22 protein-coding genes and 1 riboswitch are annotated in these 17,906 nt (G+C 67.1%); of the genes, 11 read left to right on the top strand and 11 right to left on the bottom strand.

The window, feature by feature from the left end; genetic code table 11:
- Window positions 1-5: 5 nt before the first annotated feature.
- Genes ACS5PN_RS22140 through ACS5PN_RS22150 form a run of 3 tightly spaced genes read right to left on the bottom strand, consistent with a single transcriptional unit; the run spans window position 6 to window position 2,663 of the window.
- Entirely contained in the window at window positions 6-572 is a 567-nt protein-coding gene (locus tag ACS5PN_RS22140) for an outer membrane beta-barrel protein (RefSeq protein ID WP_439466171.1), read from the bottom strand.
- A gap of 52 nt (window positions 573-624) precedes the next feature.
- A complete protein-coding gene (locus tag ACS5PN_RS22145; RefSeq protein WP_439466172.1) occupies window positions 625-2,007 on the bottom strand; it encodes a sensor histidine kinase in 1,383 nt (460 codons plus the stop codon).
- Window positions 2,004-2,663 (bottom strand): response regulator, encoded by a 660-nt coding sequence (locus tag ACS5PN_RS22150; protein ID WP_439466173.1) that lies wholly within the window; start codon window positions 2,661-2,663, stop codon window positions 2,004-2,006. The genes ACS5PN_RS22145 and ACS5PN_RS22150 overlap by 4 nt, the downstream gene beginning before the upstream one ends.
- An 89-nt stretch (window positions 2,664-2,752) precedes the next feature.
- Between ACS5PN_RS22150 and ACS5PN_RS22155 the strand changes: the two genes are divergently transcribed.
- Complete coding sequence (locus ACS5PN_RS22155; protein ID WP_439466392.1) at window positions 2,753-3,208, top strand: MaoC family dehydratase; 456 nt, start codon at window positions 2,753-2,755, stop codon at window positions 3,206-3,208.
- Window positions 3,209-3,256: 48 nt separating this feature from the next.
- A complete protein-coding gene (locus ACS5PN_RS22160) occupies window positions 3,257-4,162 on the top strand; it encodes a DUF808 domain-containing protein (protein WP_439466174.1) in 906 nt (301 codons plus the stop codon).
- Here ACS5PN_RS22160 and ACS5PN_RS22165 read toward each other — a convergent pair whose 3' ends face one another.
- The 4 genes from ACS5PN_RS22165 to ACS5PN_RS22180 are packed head-to-tail and all read right to left on the bottom strand — an operon-like array spanning window position 4,163 to window position 7,526.
- The gene (locus tag ACS5PN_RS22165; RefSeq protein WP_439466175.1) at window positions 4,163-5,002 is read right to left on the bottom strand and encodes a segregation and condensation protein A; all 840 of its coding nucleotides are present in this window, start codon (window positions 5,000-5,002) and stop codon (window positions 4,163-4,165) included.
- A gap of 3 nt (window positions 5,003-5,005) precedes the next feature.
- Window positions 5,006-5,209, bottom strand: coding sequence for a DUF3460 family protein (locus ACS5PN_RS22170; protein ID WP_439466176.1), 204 nt, complete (start codon window positions 5,207-5,209; stop codon window positions 5,006-5,008).
- A 28-nt stretch (window positions 5,210-5,237) separates the two neighbouring features.
- A complete protein-coding gene (metG, locus tag ACS5PN_RS22175) occupies window positions 5,238-7,304 on the bottom strand; it encodes a methionine--tRNA ligase (RefSeq protein WP_439466177.1) in 2,067 nt (688 codons plus the stop codon).
- A 39-nt stretch (window positions 7,305-7,343) separates the two neighbouring features.
- Window positions 7,344-7,526, bottom strand: a complete 183-nt coding sequence (locus ACS5PN_RS22180; protein ID WP_439466178.1) for a hypothetical protein — start codon at window positions 7,524-7,526, stop codon at window positions 7,344-7,346.
- A gap of 591 nt (window positions 7,527-8,117) precedes the next feature.
- Between ACS5PN_RS22180 and minC the strand changes: the two genes are divergently transcribed.
- The 3 genes from minC to minE are packed head-to-tail and all read left to right on the top strand — an operon-like array spanning window position 8,118 to window position 10,087.
- Complete coding sequence (minC, locus tag ACS5PN_RS22185; RefSeq protein WP_439466179.1) at window positions 8,118-8,954, top strand: septum site-determining protein MinC; 837 nt, start codon at window positions 8,118-8,120, stop codon at window positions 8,952-8,954.
- Between the two features lie 37 nt (window positions 8,955-8,991).
- Window positions 8,992-9,807, top strand: a complete 816-nt coding sequence (gene minD / locus ACS5PN_RS22190; RefSeq protein WP_439466180.1) for a septum site-determining protein MinD — start codon at window positions 8,992-8,994, stop codon at window positions 9,805-9,807.
- A 13-nt stretch (window positions 9,808-9,820) separates the two neighbouring features.
- Window positions 9,821-10,087, top strand: coding sequence for a cell division topological specificity factor MinE (gene minE, locus ACS5PN_RS22195; RefSeq protein WP_439466181.1), 267 nt, complete (start codon window positions 9,821-9,823; stop codon window positions 10,085-10,087).
- On the opposite strand, the gene ACS5PN_RS22200 is transcribed toward minE, so the two are convergent.
- Together ACS5PN_RS22200 and ACS5PN_RS22205 are read right to left on the bottom strand one after the other, a co-directional pair.
- Entirely contained in the window at window positions 10,084-10,323 is a 240-nt protein-coding gene (locus ACS5PN_RS22200; protein ID WP_439466182.1) for a VF530 family DNA-binding protein, read from the bottom strand. The two genes, minE and ACS5PN_RS22200, sit on opposite strands and share 4 nt — an antisense overlap.
- Window positions 10,320-10,910 (bottom strand): 1-acyl-sn-glycerol-3-phosphate acyltransferase, encoded by a 591-nt coding sequence (locus ACS5PN_RS22205; RefSeq protein WP_439466183.1) that lies wholly within the window; start codon window positions 10,908-10,910, stop codon window positions 10,320-10,322. Before ACS5PN_RS22205 ends, ACS5PN_RS22200 begins: the two co-directional genes overlap by 4 nt.
- 235 nt (window positions 10,911-11,145) lie before the next feature.
- Here ACS5PN_RS22205 and ACS5PN_RS22210 point away from each other — a divergent pair, with 235 nt between their 5' ends.
- Window positions 11,146-12,318 carry a serine hydrolase domain-containing protein gene (locus tag ACS5PN_RS22210; RefSeq protein ID WP_439466184.1) on the top strand — a complete coding sequence of 391 codons (1,173 nt, stop codon included), beginning with the start codon at window positions 11,146-11,148 and terminating at the stop codon, window positions 12,316-12,318.
- A gap of 128 nt (window positions 12,319-12,446) precedes the next feature.
- A complete protein-coding gene (locus ACS5PN_RS22215) occupies window positions 12,447-14,120 on the top strand; it encodes a serine hydrolase domain-containing protein (RefSeq protein ID WP_439466185.1) in 1,674 nt (557 codons plus the stop codon).
- A gap of 1 nt (window position 14,121) precedes the next feature.
- Here ACS5PN_RS22215 and ACS5PN_RS22220 read toward each other — a convergent pair whose 3' ends face one another.
- Window positions 14,122-14,397, bottom strand: a complete 276-nt coding sequence (locus tag ACS5PN_RS22220; RefSeq protein ID WP_439466186.1) for a 2Fe-2S iron-sulfur cluster-binding protein — start codon at window positions 14,395-14,397, stop codon at window positions 14,122-14,124.
- Window positions 14,398-14,452: 55 nt separating this feature from the next.
- A riboswitch (FMN riboswitch) is annotated at window positions 14,453-14,607 on the top strand.
- A gap of 88 nt (window positions 14,608-14,695) precedes the next feature.
- Here ACS5PN_RS22220 and ACS5PN_RS22225 point away from each other — a divergent pair.
- The 4 genes from ACS5PN_RS22225 to ACS5PN_RS22240 are packed head-to-tail and all read left to right on the top strand — an operon-like array spanning window position 14,696 to window position 17,142.
- The gene (locus tag ACS5PN_RS22225) at window positions 14,696-15,187 is read left to right on the top strand and encodes a 6,7-dimethyl-8-ribityllumazine synthase (protein WP_439466187.1); all 492 of its coding nucleotides are present in this window, start codon (window positions 14,696-14,698) and stop codon (window positions 15,185-15,187) included.
- 51 nt (window positions 15,188-15,238) lie between these two features.
- Complete coding sequence (locus tag ACS5PN_RS22230) at window positions 15,239-15,733, top strand: YgjP-like metallopeptidase domain-containing protein (protein WP_439466188.1); 495 nt, start codon at window positions 15,239-15,241, stop codon at window positions 15,731-15,733.
- A 14-nt stretch (window positions 15,734-15,747) separates the two neighbouring features.
- The gene (locus ACS5PN_RS22235; protein ID WP_439466393.1) at window positions 15,748-16,656 is read left to right on the top strand and encodes a tRNA dihydrouridine synthase; all 909 of its coding nucleotides are present in this window, start codon (window positions 15,748-15,750) and stop codon (window positions 16,654-16,656) included.
- A gap of 12 nt (window positions 16,657-16,668) precedes the next feature.
- Window positions 16,669-17,142 carry a nuclear transport factor 2 family protein gene (locus ACS5PN_RS22240; protein WP_439466189.1) on the top strand — a complete coding sequence of 158 codons (474 nt, stop codon included), beginning with the start codon at window positions 16,669-16,671 and terminating at the stop codon, window positions 17,140-17,142.
- Here the strand turns inward: ACS5PN_RS22240 and ACS5PN_RS22245 are convergent.
- Complete coding sequence (locus ACS5PN_RS22245) at window positions 17,139-17,837, bottom strand: DUF899 family protein (protein ID WP_439466190.1); 699 nt, start codon at window positions 17,835-17,837, stop codon at window positions 17,139-17,141. The two genes, ACS5PN_RS22240 and ACS5PN_RS22245, sit on opposite strands and share 4 nt — an antisense overlap.
- Window positions 17,838-17,906 lie beyond the last annotated feature (69 nt).

Raw genomic sequence — 17,906 nt, forward strand, 5'->3', positions numbered from 1 at the left:
CCCGACTAGAACTTGAAGGCCAGCCCCAGCTCGGCCTTCTGCTGCGTGAAGCGGTTGCCGTCGCTGTTGTGCGAGCCGTAGCGGTTGTATTCGACAGTGGCCGACAGCTGGGGTGCCAGCTTCCATTCCAGGCCGCCACCGAACATCGGTCGCACGAAGGACTCGCGATCGCCATGGCCCAGCGAGTCGCTGGCCTTGAGCCGGTTCACTGCCACGCCGAACCGGCCGAAGAGGGCGAAGGATTCGCCGAGTGGCGTGGTGGCGCGCGCGGCCAAGTAGGCCACGTTGGAGGACAGTTTGACCTGGTAATGCGAACCCGGCGTCGGGTCGGCGGCGTGATAGCTGCCGAAGGCGCCGTAGCCCAGTTCGGCCGCCCAGGACGGCGTGAACTGCAGCCCGGCATACAGCTTCATCGCATGCGGCTTGTTGTCATTGCCGACGTCGTGGCCGTTGATGCTGAAGTTGGCTTCGCCCGGCGTGGTGATGTTGAGGCCCACGTAAGGATCGGCGGCACGGGCCGCGGTAGCAAGGGCAAACAGGGCGGCGGCGAGGGGCAGGCTTCTCAGATTCAAGGGAACTCCGGGTCGGTTGGAAAGTGACCCGGTCATTCTTGAAATCCGCGCCTTAAGAAACGCCCAAGACGGTGGCAGGCAGGAGCAGCTCGAAGCGCGCGCCGCAACCACCGGCGCGTGGCAGGCCATCACTGACGCTGACCCGGCCACCCAGCCGTTCAGCAGCCCGCGCCACGATGGCCAGCCCCAGGCCGCTGCCGGTCACGTCGTGACCGGCGCCGCGCCAGAAGCGCTCGAACACCAGGGGGCGATCGGCCGCGGCGATGCCTGGGCCGTCGTCGGCCACGGCCAGCCGCAGCCCGTCGCGCGTGACGGCCAGCTGCACTTCGACACTTGCACCGCGGCCGACATAGAGCAGCGCGTTGTCGAGCAGGTTCTGCAGCACCGAATGCAGCGCGACGGTATCGACAAAGGCGGGCAGATGCTCGGGTGCATCCAATGTCAGCGCGATGCCGCGTTCCCGCGCAACACCTGCCAGCTCGGCCAGCCGCTGCGCGCAGAAATGGGCCAGGTCGAGCGCGGCGGGCTCGGCAGCTTGTTCCTTGTCCAGGCTGGCCAGATCCAGCAGCTGGCGTGACAGGTGGGCGCTGCGGGCGATGGCCTGTTGCAGCGCCGCGGCGGCCGTGGCGCGGGTGGCCTCATCCCCTGCCTGTACGAGAGCGTGCGCCTGGGTGGCGACCACGGCCAGGGGCGTGCGCAGCTCGTGCGCGGCCTCGTGCACGAAGGCGCGTTCGCGGGCGCGGCGCTCGCGCAGGCGCTGCAGCAGTGCGTCGAAGGCCTGGCCCAATGGGCGCAGTTCGCCATAGCGCAGGTCGGCGTCCAGAGGTGCCAGGTCTTGCCTGGGGTCCAGTCCGTGCAGCCGGCGCGCAAAGCGGCGCAGCGGCGCGAGGCCCGTGTAGACGGCGATCCACAGCGGCAGCAGCATCAGCGGGAAGGCCAGCAACAGCTGCTTGCCCAGCTCCCAGCTCGCAAAGCTCAGCAGGCTCGCACGCGACAGCGCCGGCTCGGCCAGCCGCAGCGACCAACGGGGGCCGTCCTGGCGGTAGGTCCAGTAAGTCCTGCCCGCGATCTGCTGCTCGCCGATGCCGCCCTTGCCAATGTCGAAAGCGACGGGGGACCCGTAGGCCTCGCGGCCATCGGCGTCGACCAGCCGGGCCAGCAGCGGGCCCTGTGTCATGTGCTGCGCCTCACGCACCCGGTTGACATGGCGCATGTGGCCGTCCAGCACCTGGGCGGCCACGGTCGCGTCGTCGATCTCGTTGATGCCGGCAAGGATGCCGCTGCCGAACTGGCGCAAGGGGGAGTCGGTGGCCAGCGTCTGCTGGATGTCGAGCTGGTCCTCGACCAGCAGCAGCACGGCGCACAGCGTGAAGGCCAGCAGCAGCGCGGCGATCAGCCGGCGCGTCAGTGTCGGGCGCAGCCAGTTCCAGCTCATGCGCATTCCAGCCAGTAACCCACACCGCGCAGCGTGCCGATGCGAGCGGGGCCGATCTTGCGGCGGAGATTGGCCAGGTGGACCTCCAGGGTGCCGAACTCCAGCGGCTCGCCGAGCGGCGCCAGGCGCTGCGCCAGCGCGTGCTTGGCCACCACGCCGCCTCGTTCGCGTGCCAGTTCCAGCAGCAGCTGGTATTCGCGCGGCGACAGTGCCAATTCGGCGCCACTCAGCTGCACGCGCTGGCGGCGCGGCTCGATGGTGAGGTCGCCCAGCGTCCAGCAATCGCTGGCCTGCTGGGCGCTGCGCCGCAGCACCGAGCGCAGGCGGGCAATCAGTTCGGGCATTTCGAAGGGTTTGATGACGTAGTCGTCGGCGCCGCCGTCGAAGCCGGCGAGGCGGTCCTCCAGCGCGGCACGGGCAGTGATGACGAGCACGGGCACCAGGCTGCCCTGGCGCCGCCAGCGGGTCAGCAGCTGGCGGCCGTCACCATCGGGCAGGGTCTGGTCGAGCAACACGGCGTCCTGGGCGGCGGGGTCCAGCTGGGGCGGTGCATCACCGGCACGGCGCAGCCAGGTGCTGCTGTGACCTTCGGTCTGCAGCGCGGCCTGCAGCGCGCGACCCAGGTCGAGGTCGTCCTCGATCAAAAGAATGTGCATGGAACGGGGGCGGCGGTGTCGCCTGGGCTACGGTCGGGCAAGGCGCGCGAGGGTAACGTAGTCCACCGCCGTTTCCCCGGGTCATGCGCATGCGCCATTTCGACACCCTCGCCGAGCTCCAGGCCCTGACGGGCCAGCTCCTGGGCCACAGCGACTGGATCACCGTCGACCAGGCCCGCGTCAACGCCTTCGCCGAGGCGACCGAGGACCGGCAGTGGATCCATGTCGACCCCGAGCGGGCCCAGGCCGGGCCCTTCGGCGGGCCCATTGCGCATGGTTTCCTGACGCTGTCGCTGATTCCCTATTTCTTCGAAACCGGCTTTGCCGTGCGCGAGAGCCGCATGGTGCTGAACTACGGCCTCAACAAGGTGCGCTTCACGGCACCGGTGCCGGTGGGCAGCCGGCTGAGGGCCGGTTTCAAGCTGCTGGCCATGGACGATGTGGCCGGCGGCGCCGTGCAGCTGACCGTGGAAGTGGCCATCGAAGCCGAGGGGGTGTCCAAGCCCGTTTGCGTGGCCGAGAGCCTGGCGCGGCATTTCCGCTGAACGGGGGCGATAGCATGGCGGCCGTTTCCACGACCGCCTGACCGTCCCATGGCTTCCAGCCTCCTCGTCCTGCTCGACGACATCACCACCGTCCTCGACGACGTGGCGACCATGACCAAGGTCGCCGCCAAGAAGACCGCCGGTGTGCTGGGCGACGACCTGGCCCTCAATGCCCAGCAGGTCACCGGCGTCAATGCCGACCGCGAGCTGCCCGTCGTCTGGGCCGTGGCCAAGGGCTCGCTGCTGAACAAGGCCATCCTGGTGCCGGCGGCCCTGGCCATCTCGGCCTTCCTGCCCTGGGCCATCACGCCGCTGTTGATGGTGGGCGGCGCCTATCTGTGCTTCGAGGGCTTCGAAAAGCTGGCTCACAAATTCCTGCACAGCGAGGAAGAGGACCAGGCGCATCGCGAGGAACGGGTCCAGGCGATTGCCGATCCGCAGGTCGACATGCCGACCTTCGAGCGCGACAAGGTCAAGGGCGCCATCCGCACCGACTTCATCCTGTCGGCCGAGATCATCGTCATCGCGCTGGGGACGGTGGCCGGCGCGCCGCTGCAGACTCAGTTGGCGGTGCTGGTGGCGGTGTCCATCGCGATGACGGTGGGCGTCTACGGTTTCGTGGCCGGCATCGTCAAGATGGACGATGCGGGTCTGTTGCTGTCGCGCAAGGCCGGGGCCACGGCGCAGGCTCTGGGCCGCTTCCTGCTGGCCGCCGCGCCCCTGCTGATGAAAACGCTGACCGTGCTGGGCACGGCGGCGATGTTCCTGGTCGGCGGCGGCATCCTGGTGCATGGCATCGCGCCGCTGCATCACGCCATTGCGCAGCTGGCCGAAGGTCAGGCCTGGGCCGTGTCGGCGCTGATCGAGAACGGCGCCAATGCGCTGGTGGGTGTGGTGGCCGGTGCTCTCGTGCTGGCCGCCGTGATGGCGGTGCAGAAGCTGCGTGGCAAGTGATCAGTTGGCCGAGTAGGCCAGCCGCACATAGATGGGCGCGAAGGCCTCGGCCTGCGTGATTTCCAGCAGGCGCTCCTTGGCGAGCTCCAGCATCGCGATGAAGGTCACGACGAGGACGGCCTGGCCGCGCGTGACGTCGAACAGGGCCTCGAACTCGACGAAGCGCTGGCCCTGCAGGCGGCGCAGCACGATGCTCATGTGCTCGCGCACCGACAGCTGCTCGCGGCTGATCTTGTGGTGCTGGTTGAGCTTGGCGCGCTTGAGGATGTCCAGCCAGGCATCGCGCAGATCGTCGCTGTTGACGTCGGGGAAGCGCGGCGTCAGCGACTGCTCGATGTGAATCTGGGCGCGCAGGAAGTCGCGGCCCAGCACCGGCAGGCGGTCCAGCCGCGCCGCGGCCAGCTTCATCTGCTCGTACTCGAGCAGGCGCCGCACCAGTTCGGCGCGCGGATCCTCGGCTTCCTTGCCATCCTCGCTCTTCTTGGGCGGCAGCAGCATGCGCGACTTGATCTCGATCAGCATCGCGGCCATCAGCAGGTATTCGCTGGCCAGCTCGAGGTTGTGCTTGCGCAGCTGCTCGACATAGCTCAGGTACTGGCGCGTGACGTCGGCCAGCGGGATGTCGAGGATGTTGAAGTTCTGCTTGCGGATCAGGTACAGCAGCAGATCCAGCGGGCCCTGGAAGGCTTCCAGGAAGACCTCCAGCGCATCCGGCGGGATGTAGAGGTCCAGCGGCATCTGGAACAGCGGCTCGCCGTACAGGCGTGCCACGGCCACCGCATCGACGACCTCGGGCAGGTCGGACCCGGTCTGGCTGGATTCCTCAGCCACGACGCTCAAGACTTATTTGCCGGACGTTTGATAGACGTAGGGCTGCTGGGGCACGCGGGCGTCGTCGAAACCGGCCTGGGCGCTGCGGTCCTGCTCCTTGTCCCACAGCAGGGCGCGGCCGGCGCGCTGTTCGGCCTCCAGCGTCGGGCGCTGGGCCTTGAGTTGCTCGATGAAGTTGGTGACTTCGGACTTGTAGGGCTTCCAGAACAGCGGCATGGCAGTGTCTTTTCGGTGAGGGGCGGGATTATCGGACACGCATGCCGGGCTGGGCGCCAGCGTGGGGCTCGAGCACGAAGATGCCGGGGTGGGCCTTCTCGTCGGCGTGGCCGGCGGCCAGCACCATGCCCTCGCTGATGCCGAACTTCATCTTGCGCGGCGCGAGGTTGGCGACCAGCACGGTCAGCTTGCCTTCCAGGTCCTCGGGCTTGTAGGCGCTCCGGATGCCGCTGAACACATTGCGATGGATCGGACGCCCCTGCGGGTCGGGGCCTTCGCCGGCATCCAGCGTCAGGCGCAGCAGCTTGTCCGAGCCTTCCACCAGTTCGGCCTTGACGATCCTGGCGATGCGCAGGTCGACCTTGGCGAAGTCGTCGATCTTGATCTCGGCCGCAATGTCTTCACCGCCGGGCACGACCTTGGGTGCCGGCGGGGCTTCGAAGAGCTGCTCGACCTTGGCCAGGTCCACGCGCTGCATCAGATGCTGGTAGACGCCGATCTGGTGGGCGCCCAGGGCGCGGGCGCTGTCCTTCCACTGCAGGGGGGCAATCTTCAGGAAGCTCTCGACCTGGGTGGCCAGGGCCGGCAGCACGGGCTTCAGGTAGAGGGTCAGCAGGCGGAAGGCCTCGATGCAGACGCTGCAGACATCGTGCAGGGCGGCGTCCATGCCCTCCTGCTTGGCCAGCTCCCAGGGCTTGTGCTGGTCGACGAATTCATTGACCTTGTCGGCCAGCAGCATGATCTCGCGGATGGCCTTGCCGAACTCGCGGGTTTCGTAGAGCTCGGCGATGTTGGCGCTCTGGGCGCGCAGCGCGTCCAGCAGGGTGCGGCCTTCGACACCGAGGTCAGCGCTCAGGTGGCCGTCGAAGCGCTTGGTCAGGAAGCCGGCGGCGCGCGAGGCGATGTTGATGAACTTGCCGACCAGGTCGCTGTTGACGCGGGCCGCAAAGTCCTCGGGGTTGAAGTCGATGTCCTCGACCTTGGCGTTGAGCTTGGCCGCGATGTAGTAGCGCAGCCATTCGGCGTTCAGGCCGAGGCTGAGGTACTTCAGCGGGTCCAGGCCGGTGCCGCGGCTCTTGCTCATCTTCTCGCCGCCGTTCACGGTCATGAAGCCGTGCACGAAGACGTGGTTCGGCGTCTTGCGGCCGCTGAAGTGCAGCATGGCCGGCCAGAACAGCGTGTGGAAATAGGTGATGTCCTTGCCGATGAAGTGGATCTGCTCCACGTCAGGGTTGGCCATGAAGGCGTCGTAGTCCTTGCCAATCTTGCCGAAGTAGTTCTTCAGCGAGGCCAGGTAGCCGATGGGCGCGTCCAGCCAGACATAGAAATACTTGCCCGGCGCATCGGGAATCTCGATGCCGAAATAGGGCGCGTCGCGGCTGATGTCCCAGTCGCTGAGCTTGTTGTTGCCGTCCTCGTCGGTCTCGAACCACTCGCGGATCTTGTTCAGCACCTCGGGCTGCAGGCGGCCGGGCTCCTGGGTCCACTGCGTCAGGAAGTCGACGCAGCGCGGGTCGCTGAGCTTGAAGAAATAGTGTTCGCTGGTCTTGAGCACCGGCGTCGCGCCGGACAGCACCGAGTAGGGGTTCTTCAGCTCGGTGGGCGCATAGACGGCGCCGCAGACCTCGCAGGAATCGCCGTACTGGTCCATGGCCCCGCATTTGGGGCACTCGCCCTTGATGAAGCGGTCCGGCAGGAACATGGACTTGGCCGGATCGAAGAACTGCTCGATGGTCTTGGTCGAGATGAGCTCGTTGTGGCGCAGGGCCAGGTAGACGGCCTTGGACAGCTCATGGTTCTCCGGACCGTCGGTCGAATGCCAGTTGTCGAAGCTGATGTGGAAGCCGTCCAGGTATTGCTTGCGTCCGGCGGCGATGCCGGCGACGAAATCCTGCGGCGACTTTCCGGCCTTCTCGGCCGAGATCATGATGGGCGCGCCGTGGGCGTCGTCCGCGCAGACGAAGTGCACCTCGTGGCCCGCCATGCGCTGGAAGCGCACCCAGGTGTCGGCCTGGGTGTACTCCATGATGTGGCCGATGTGGAAACCGGCGTTCGCATAGGGCAGGGCGGTGGTGACGAAGAGCTGGCGGGGCATGGGCGCGAGTGACGGGGCTGGCGGGCGGAACTGCGGATTCTAGGTTTGCGGGTCGGTCGGCGCGGCCGGGTCGGCTGCGGCCTCGCCATCGGCCTGGGGTTCGTCCGGCGCATTGGCGTCGTCAGGCTTGCCGCTGAGCTTGCGCTGGCGCTTCTCTTCGGCCTTGCGCTTCTTGGCCAGCTCACGCTGGCGTTTTTCATAGCTGTAGTTCGGGGTAGCCAAAATGGACTCTCCTTGAGGTGGCCGGCCCAATGTAGCTTGCGCCGGGCCCGACAGCGCTCCCAAGTTGCAGCCGAAAGCTCCACGCCGCATCAAGGAACGCGCTTAAGTCACTGATTTGTAACGCTTCCGAAAGCTATCCACCGAGTCTGTGGAAAACTTTGTGGAGAACCCCACTCCATCGCGGCCAAGCCCTTATGGAATGCGGGTTGTCTTAGCTTGCCTCATTTCTAGGCAGCCGCGGAGCGGCTATATGAATCAATAACTTAGCCTCATGCGCCGATGGACTCATGTGGCAGGCGGCGGCCGGGGTCGCAGGGCTTGACGCGTTCCAGATTTGGGGATAAGTCAAGCCGCCAAGTGCAGATGTCACGGGTTGGGATGACATTTCGGTGCGCTTTGTCCCCGTCAACTGTGGACAAGTCTGTGGGCGGGCTGACGACAGCGGCGCTAAGTGCTTGATCGGCCACCGCTCCGAGTGGTCTGCCTGCTTTTGAGGCGGTCTCGAACTGGGCTCTGGGGGCAGTCCCCAAGAAGTGCGCCTGAGGCCGGCGGCTAAACTCGCGGCCTTTTGAGCGGGGCGACAGCGGGGCAATGGCGGATTTGCAGAAGGAAAGTGGCGGGCGTGGCAAGAGCGCATCGCGCGCCGGCACTTTCGAGTTGAAGTCGCGCCGTTTCAGCCTTTTGGGTCTGGTGCTGCACAGCGCCGACCTGGCCGAGCTGGCCGCCGACTGGTCCCAGCGCGCCGGTGCCGGCGGCTTCGAGCATGAGCCCGTCGTCATCGACCTCAGCCAGCTGGAGCGCCTGCCCGTCACCACGACCGAGGCCGTCGAAGGCCAGGCACCGCTGGCCCTGGACGGCCCGGCGCCGGTCGACCTCCGATCCATCGTCGAGCTGCTGCGCAAGAGCCAGCTGCAGCCGGTGGCCGTGGCCGGTGCGACGGCCGAGGAGCTGGCCCTGGCCCATGAGCTGGGCCTGGCGGACGCCGCCGACGAGCCGGCTGTCGAACGTGCCGCTGCGGCGGCACCGGCAGAGGTGGTGCGCGAGATCACCGTCGAGAAGATCATCGAGAAGCCTGTTCCCGTGGCAACGCCGGCGCCCACGATGGTGGTCGACAAGCCCCTGCGCTCCGGCCAGCGCATCTACGCCAAGGGCGGTGACCTTGTCGTGCTGGCCCTCGTCAACCATGGCGCCGAAGTCATCGCCGACGGCAGCGTGCACGTCTACGCACCGCTGCGCGGCAAGGCCATCGCCGGCGCCCGCGGCGACACGTCCGCGCGCATCTATGCCCACAGCCTCGAAGCGGAGCTGCTGTCGATTGCCGGCATCTACCGCACGACCGAGAACCCGCTGCCGCCCGAGGTGTCGGGCAAGCCGGCCCAGGTCTATCTCGACGGCGAGAAGCTGCTGATGCAGCCCCTCGCTCTCTGACGCCCCCGATTGAACTGAACGAACAGGAAAGCTCCAGATGACCAAGATCGTCGTCGTCACCTCCGGCAAGGGCGGGGTCGGCAAGACCACCACCAGCGCGAGCTTCGCCACTGGCCTCGCCATGCGCGGCCTCAAGACCTGCGTCATCGACTTCGATGTCGGCCTGCGCAACCTCGACCTCATCATGGGTGTCGAGCGCCGCGTCGTCTACGACCTGATCAACGTCGTCAACGAAGAGATCAAGCTGACCCAGGCCCTGATCAAGGACAAGCAGCTCGACAAGCTCTACATCCTGGCCGCCTCGCAGACGCGCGACAAGGACGCGCTGAAGCAGGAAGGCGTCGAACGCGTGCTCGAAGAGCTGAAGGCGATGGAGTTCGACTACATCGTCTGCGACTCGCCGGCCGGCATCGAGACCGGCGCGCTGATGGCCATGCACTACGCCGACGAGGCGCTGGTGGTGACCAACCCCGAGGTCTCCTCGGTGCGCGACAGCGACCGCATCCTCGGCATGCTCTCCAGCAAGACCAAGCGCGCCATCGAAGGCGGCGAGCCCGTGAAGGAGCACCTGCTCATCACGCGCTACAACCCGAATCGCGTCGAGGGCGGCCAGATGCTGAGCCTGGACGACATCCACGAGATCCTGCGCACGCCGCTGATCGGCGTCATCCCCGAGAGCGAGAGCGTGCTGCAGGCCTCCAACCAGGGCACGCCGGCCATCCATCTGCAGGGCACCGATGTGGCCGAGGCCTACAAGGACGTCGTGGCCCGCTTCCTCGGCGAGGACAAGCCCATGCGCTTCACCGAAGCCGTGAAGCCCAGCTGGTTCAAGCGCGTCTTCGGCGCCAAGTGATGGGAGCCACGCGATGGGATTCCTGAACTTTTTCCTCGGCGAGAAGAAGAGCTCGGCCAGCGTCGCCAAGGAGCGGCTGCAGCTCATCCTGGCGCACGAGCGCAATGGCCGCAGCGCCAGCCCCGACTATCTGCCCCAGCTGCAGAAGGAGCTGGTCGCCGTCATCAGCAAATACGTGTCGATCAACCCCGACGACATCAAGGTCCACATGGAGCGCCAGGGCGACCTGGAGGTGCTCGAAGTGAAGATCGAACTTCCGGAAGCGGCGGCTGGCCGCTAAGCCCTGGGCGCATTGCGCGCCTGCTCGCGCCGCATGAAGAGGTAGAGGCTTTCGACCTTGGCGCGCGCCCACGGCGTCTTGCGCAGGAACTTCAGGCTGGACGCCACGCTGGGATCGATGCGAAAGCATTTGATCTCGATGCGCTGGCCCAGCTCCCGCCAACCGAAGTACGCGACCAGTTCGGTCACGATGGCCTCGAGGGTGAGGCCGTGCAGGGGATCTTTGCTGCCGTTCATTCGTGTGTGAACTGGTCCGAGTTCTTGCCCTTGAACTGGGCGTAGTAGCGCTTGATGGCGGCCATGTCGGCCTCGACATCGCCCGTCGGCTGGAACAGCGGGCCCAGGCCTACCAGCTTGCGCGGATAGTCCATGTGGGCCATGACGATGGGCAGTTGGGCCGTGACGGCGATCCAGTAGAAGCCGGTCTTCCAGTAGATGGTCTTGCTGCGCGTGCCCTCCGGCGGCACGATGAGCTGCACCGGGCCGTCGGCTGCCTGCAGAGCCGCCGCCGACGCGGCCACCAGGTTGTTCGCTTGGCTGCGGTCCACCGGGATGCCGCCCAGCCAGCGCATCAGCCCGCCGAACGGGAACTTGAAGATCGAGGACTTGCCCATCCAGTAGGGCGTCAGGCGCAGCGCGAAGGACGCGAACAGCGTGTAGGGCAGGTCCCAGTTGCTGGTGTGAGGGGCAGCGATGAAGACGCTCTTGCGCGCCTCGGGCGCCAAGCTGCCCTGGACGGTCCAGCCTGCGAGCTTGAGCCAGGCCAGGGAGACGCCGCGCAGCACGGTGCTGAGTCCGGGCGTCGTGAAGATGGTGCGATGCATGGCGGCGATTGTCCCGCCCGACACCCCTGCCCGAAACTGAGGCAGCTTAAGAAAAGTCCTGAACGACCAAGGACTTGCGACATTCGCCCGCAGTCTGTGCACGGTGTTGTCCACAGATGCTGTGGATTCGCGGGCCAGCGCTCCGAGGCCTTGTGCAAGCCCGCCGCACGCGGGCGTGCCGATGTGCCGCCGAGTTGACGATGATGCGCGTCTCGCCACTGCACGCTTCCCGCCCATGCGCCACCCCCTGCTCGTCGCCGCCTTCGGGCTTGCACTGCTGACCGGCAACGTCCAGGCCGGCTCGCCGGCCACGCGCGCCGCGATGACGGCTTATGCAGACCGGCTGCTGGACGGCCAGGAGATCGCCCGCGACGGCCCGGGCGTCACCGTGCTCGTCGCGCGGGGCGAGCAGCTGCTGTACAAGGCCGCGCGTGGCATGGCCAGCGTGGAGCTGGGCGTGCCGATGCGGCCAGACCAGCTGCTGCGCATCGGCTCCGTCACCAAGCAGTTCGCAGCCGCCACGCTGCTGCGGCAGATCGACGAGGGCAAGGCGAGCTTCGACGACCCGCTGTCCAAATTTCTGCCGGACTACCCCGACGGCAGCCGCATCACACTGCTGCAACTGCTCAACCACACGTCCGGCGTGAAGAGCTTCACCGGCATCCCGGGCTACATGCTGAACCCGGTGCGTCGCGATCTGAGCACGGCCGAGCTGATCCGCGAATTCAAGGATCTGCCCGCGGATTTCCCACCCGGCGAGCAGTGGGAATACAACAACTCCGGCTATGTGCTGCTCGGCGCCGTCATCGAGGCGATTTCCGGCCAGAACTGGCACCAGACGCTGGACGACACGCTGCTCAAGCCGGCAAAGATCACGAGCGTCCACTACGAGGCCGGCGACCAGTTGTTCAAAGGGATGGCGCGAGGCTACACGCTGAACGGCCATGGCCAGGTGGCGCCCGCCGGCCTCCTCAGCATGACGCAGCCGCACGCCGCCGGCGCTCTGATCGCCAACAGCGAAGGCCTGTGGCGCTGGAACCAGGCGCTGCATGGTGGCCGGCTCATCAGCGCGGCCAGCTACACGCGCATGACAACACCCGAAGGCCCGGCGCGGGCGCAGAGCTACGGCTTCGGCATCATGACCGGCAAGACGCAGGGCCACGCGACGCTGTTTCACTACGGTGGCATCCACGGCTTCGTGTCGGCGTTGCTCTACCTGCCCGAGAGCCGTGTCACGGTCGTCATCCTGCGCAACAGCGATGTCCGGGGTTTCGATATGGACCTGGTGTCGCGCCAGCTCGCGGCCTTCGCCATCGGTGAGCCTTACGCGCAGTCGCGGGTTGCAGCGCTGCCGCCCGGCACGCGTGCGGTGCCACCGGTGCCCATGCAGCTCGCCGCGCGCCGCTGAACATCGGCGCGCCCGCGCTCAGGGTCGCTGCAGCTCATGCCTTCGTTTGTACCGTTCGTCGCATGCCAGTTTGCCGCGGCGCAGGCGGCCCGCGATGCTGCGCCGCTTCAAAACCACCCCGTCAACCCATGCGCCCCACCCAACTCAGCGTCGCCGCTCTGTCCCTCCTGCTCGCCTTCTCGGCCCATGCCGGTCAGCCGGCCACGCCCGCGGCCATGGCGGCCTATGCCGACAAGCTGCTCGACGAGCAGAAGCTGGACCGCGGCGGCCCCGGGGTCACCGTGCTGGTTGCGCGCGGCAACCAGCTGCTCTACAAGGGCGCGCGCGGCATGGCCAGCATCGAGCTGGGCGTGCCCATGCAGGCCGACCAGCTGATGCGCATCGGTTCCGTCACCAAGCAGTTCGCAGCCACGACCCTGCTCAAGCAGATCGACGAGGGCAAGGCCAAGCTGGACGACCCGCTCTCCAAGTTCCTGCCCGACTACCCCAACGGCAGCAAGATCACCGTCGTGCAGCTGCTCAACCACACCTCGGGCGTGAAGAGCTACACCGGCATTGCGGGCTATATGGGCAACCCGATCCGCCGCGACCTGAGCACGGCGGAGTTGGTCAAGGAGTTCAAGGATCAGCCGGTCGATTTCGCGCCTGGCGAGCAGTGGGCCTACAACAACTCCGGCTATGTGCTCGTCGGCGCCGTCATCGAAGCCATCGCCGGCAAGCCCTGGTACCAGCAGCTCGACGCCGCGTTGCTCCAGCCCGCCCGCATCGGCGCCGTCCATTTCCCGGAGGGGGACAAGCTCTTCAAAGGTATGGCCCAGGGCTATACCCTCAATGCCCAGGGCGAGGTCGCCCCGGCCGGTTTCCTCAGCATGACCCAGCCGCACGCGGCCGGCGCGCTGATCGCCAACACCGAGGGCCTGTGGCGCTGGAACCAGGCCCTGCACGGCGGCAAGCTCATCAGCGCCGCCAGCTATGCGCGCATGACGACGCCGGAAGGCCCCGCCAAGCCGCGCAACTACGGCTTTGGCATCGCCACCGGCACGCTGCGCGGCCAGCCCATGCTGTCGCATGGCGGTGGCATCAACGGCTTCGTGTCGGCATTGAACTACCTGCCGCAGAGCCAGACCACGGTGGTCATCCTGCGCAACAGCGACGGCCCCGGCTTCTCGACGGACGGCGTCGCGCGCAAGCTGGCTGCATTCGCCATCGGCGAGCCCTTCGTCGATCGCAAGGCGGTGGCGGTGGCGGCCGAGCAGCTGAAATCGGCCGAAGGCGTCTACGCCATCGACGAGAGGCAGGTGCGCACGCTGAGCGTTCAGGACGGCGTGCTGGTCAGCCAGCGCGCCGGCGGCATGACCAGCCCGCTGACGCCCCTGGGCAACGACCGCTACACCTTCCCCGACCAGATGACCGATCTGCAGATCGAACGCGGCGCCGACGGCAAGGCCGTGGCCGTCAACCTTTTCAGCGATGGTGGCAGCAAACCCGAGCGCTGGGCGCGCACCGGTGACGCACCGGTGGCCAGGACCTTCATCAAGCTCAGCGCGGCGCAGCAGCAGGTCCTGCTCGGCAGCTACAGCGCACCGGAGTTCTCGATCAAGGTCTTCATGGACGAGAAGAATGGCCGGCTGATGGGCCAGGCGCCGGGCCAGCCGGCCTTCGAGCTCAAGGCCAGCACGCCACGGCGCGTGCATGTGACCGAGGTCGACGCCCAGCTCGACTTCAGCCCTGAGGACGGCAAGGCCACATCGGTGACGCTGACCCAGGGCGGCGGCAAACTTGTGATGCCTCGAAAGGACTGACTCAGACCCACTGCAGCGTCACGTCGCTGCGTGGGCAGGCCACGCAGGGCAGCACCCAGCCCTCGGCCTTCTCCTCGGCGGAGAGGCCGGGCCAGGGGATGTTGTGCTCGATGCGGCCGGCCACCAGCTTGGATATGCAGGTGCGGCAGGTGCCGTTGCGGCAGGACCAGGGCAGGGTGACGCCCGCGGCCAGGCCGGCCAGCATCAGCGGCTGGTCGGCGGCGCAGGCGAAGCTCTCGCCGCCGGGTTGCAGGGTCACCAGGAATGTCTCGGACATGACCGCCATCATGCCGTCCTCGCTCTAACATGCGCACGCCGGCCCGCAAGGCCGGCAGCGTTCTCAGGGCGGGGCGGAATTCCCCACCGGCGGTATGCGTTCGAAAGAGCGCGAGCCCGCGAGCGCCTTCGCCGCCCAAACGGTGAAGGGTCAGCAGACCTGGTGCGATGCCAGGGCCGACGGTCACAGTCCGGATGAAAGAGATCGCGCAAGCGTCGGCGCAGCCATGCCCATGGTCTGCGCCGCTGCTGCGTGCGCTTGCCCTGATTCTGGAAAAACCGTCTTTCAAGAGGACACCATGAATCAGACCCTCAACCCCACCTTCAATCTGTCCCGCCTGCCGCGCGTGGCCATCCTGGCTGCCAGCTGGCACAAGGACATCGTCGGCGTCGCCGTTTCGGCCATCCGCAGCGAGTTCGGCCGATGTCGGATCCCGGCCGACCAGGTCAGTGTCATCGAGGTGCCGGGCGCCTTCGAGATCCCGCTGCATGCCCAGCGCCTGGCGCGCAGCGGCCGTTTCGACGCCGTCATCGCCTGCGGCCTGGTTGTCGATGGCGGCATCTACAGGCATGACTTTGTCGCCCAGACCGTCATCCAGGCGCTGATGGATGTGCAGCTGGCGACCGACGTGCCCGTGTTCTCCTGCGTCCTGACGCCCCACCACTTCCACGAGCATGGCGAGCACAAACGCTTCTTCGCCGAGCACTTCTCCACCAAGGGCCTGGAGGTGGCGCGCGCCTGCCTCGCGACAATAGCGAGCTTGGACCAGCTCGAAGCGCTGGCCGCCTGACCTCGCTCCCGGCGCGGCGCCCCAGGGTGCCGCGCCTTTTGACCCGACCGCATGCTTGCCGCCCGCTACCTCGCCGGCTATCCGCCGGAACTGATCGCTCAAGCTGAAGCGCTGCGCCTGGAAGGCCGTCTCGCTGACCATCTGGCCCGCCGGCTGCCCGAAGCCCACGAGGTGCGCAGCGACACGGCCCTGTTCGACTATGTGCAGGAACTGAAGAACCGCCACATGCGCAACGCCGGCCCGCTGCAATACGTGGGCTTCGACGCCAAGCTGCGTGTGCTGCAGCAGGCCCTGGGCACCCACACCCGCCGCACCCAGGTGCAGGGCGCCAAGCTCAAGACGCGCCGCGAGATCCGCGTCGCCACGCTGTTCAAGGAGGCGCCCGCGGCGCTGCTGAACATGATCGTCGTGCACGAACTGGCGCATCTGCGCGAGCTGGAGCACAACAAGGCCTTCTACCAGCTCTGCCAGCACATGGAGCCGGACTACTTCCAGCTCGAGTTCGATCTGCGGCTCTACCTGATGAATATGGAGAACCCGCAGTGATCTTGCTCGCGCCCATGGAGGGCCTGCTCGACCACATCCTGCGCGATGTGCTGACCCGCGTCGGCGGCGTGGACCGCTGCGTGTCCGAGTTCATCCGCGTGACCGATCAGCTGCTGCCCAAGCGGGTCTTCACGCGCATCGTGCCGGAGCTGCACAACGGCGGTCGCACGCTGGCCGGCGTGCCCGTGCATCCGCAGCTGCTGGGCTCGGACGTCAACTGCCTGGCCGAGAACGCGGCCCGCCTGGCTGAACTCAAGCCCGAGGGCATCGACCTCAACTTCGGCTGCCCGGCCAAATGCGTGAACCGCCATCGCGGTGGTGCGGTACTGCTGGACGAGCCCGAGCTCATCCACGAGATCGTCTCCGCCGTGCGCCGCGCCGTGCCGGCCGACGTCATGGTGTCGGCCAAGATGCGGCTGGGCTATATGGACAGCAGCAAGACCCTGGACGTCGCCCGCGCCATCCATGCCGCGGGCGCCAGCGAGATCGTCGTGCATGCCCGCACCAAGGCCGATGGCTACAAGCCGCCGGCCTACTGGGAGCGCATTGCCGAAGTGCGCGAGGCCGTGCCACTGACGATCATCGCCAATGGCGAGATCTGGACCGTCGAGCACGCCGAACTGGCGCGCGAGCGCAGCGGCTGCGAGCACCTGATGCTGGGCCGCGGCATGGTGGCCGACCCGGGGCTGGCGTTGCGTGTCGCCGGAGCGCGAGAAACTCCCTTGCCCTGGGCCGAGTTGCTGCCGCTGATGCAGGTCTTCTTCGCCCAGGTGCGCGCCACCGTCGCGGCCAGGCACCAGGGCGGCCGGCTCAAGCAGTGGCTGCACTATTTGAAGCGCGCCTATCCTGAGGCGGATCAGGCCTACGCCGAGCTGCGCACCGTCAACGATGCCGATGAACTGGCCAGGCGGCTGTTCGCCTGAAAAGGAACGACCATGAAACGATGGCTGCTGGCGCTCGGCGTGGTGCTGATGGGCGCAGCGCAGGCGCAGTCGGTGCACCCCAGCATCCCGGACGCCGAGCTGCCTGCGCTGATCGCCAAGCTGGACCAGCGCCATTTCGACGCCTTCAACCACTGCGACATCCCGACGCTGCAGGCGCTGTACGCGCCCGACGTGGAGTTCTTCCACGACCTGACCGGGCGCATCCTGAACCATGAGCAATTCATCCAGGCGGTGCGCAAGAACATCTGCGGCAAAGTGGAGCGCCGGCTGCTGCCCGGCTCGATGGAAGTCTGGCCGATGGCCAAGGTCGGCGCCCTGCAGATGGGCAGGCACTGCTTTGCCGAAGCCGGCCGGCCGGATTGCATTCAGCAGGGCCGCTTCACCATCCTGTGGCGCTTCGACGGCAGCCACTGGCAGATCGCCAAGGTGTTCAGCTACGACCACCGGCCCATGACGCCGCCTTAATACTGCAGCTTGGGATACCAGTCCTTGGCCCGTCCCTCGGGTGTCAGGTCCAGGATGGACCACAGCGAGGCAATGTCCGGCGCGTCGCGGGGGTCCTGGTCGGGGTCGGCCATGTCGCGCGTCATCGCGCTGGACCAGAACAGCCGCACCTGGTCGCCGTCGCGCTTGAACACGACCAGGGCCGGGTTCTCGCTGCCGTCGGGGTTGAGCAGGCCCAGGTCCCTGGCGTAGTCATCGCCGACGGTCTGGACGAAGTTCAGGTCACGCCAGCCGCGCTGCTGGGCAAAGGCGTACTGGCGTTCGACGGGCGAGCGGCCGAGGATCTTCAGCGCCACGCGCTGCTTGATGTCGGCCGCGTTGCCGTTGACGGCGCCCAGCCAGTTGGTGCACATGGGGCAGGGGCGTTCGCGCTGTGGGCCGTACATCCAGAAATAGGTGACCAGCGCGTCCTTGGTGCCGAAGAGCTCGAGCAGGCTGACCTCGAAGCCCTGCTCGTCCTTGAAGCGGTAGTCCTTTGCGATGACAGGCCCTGGCGGCAGCGCGCGGCGCTGCTCGGCCACGCGCGTCATGTGACGGCGGAATTCGATCTCCTCGGCCAGCAGGGCCTTGCGTGCCCGGGTGTAGTCGGCAGAGGCGCCAGGAAAAGGCAGGTTGGCCTTCTCGGCGAGCTGGGTGGCGGACGTGAGCGGGGCCATGCGGAATCTCCTGTCGGCGCGAGGCACCCCCTGATGCTGGACCGACCGACATAACGACAAAGTCAGCCG

It is taken from the genome of Roseateles sp. NT4 (assembly GCF_051857475.1).
Taxonomy (GTDB): domain Bacteria; phylum Pseudomonadota; class Gammaproteobacteria; order Burkholderiales; family Burkholderiaceae_C; genus Pelomonas.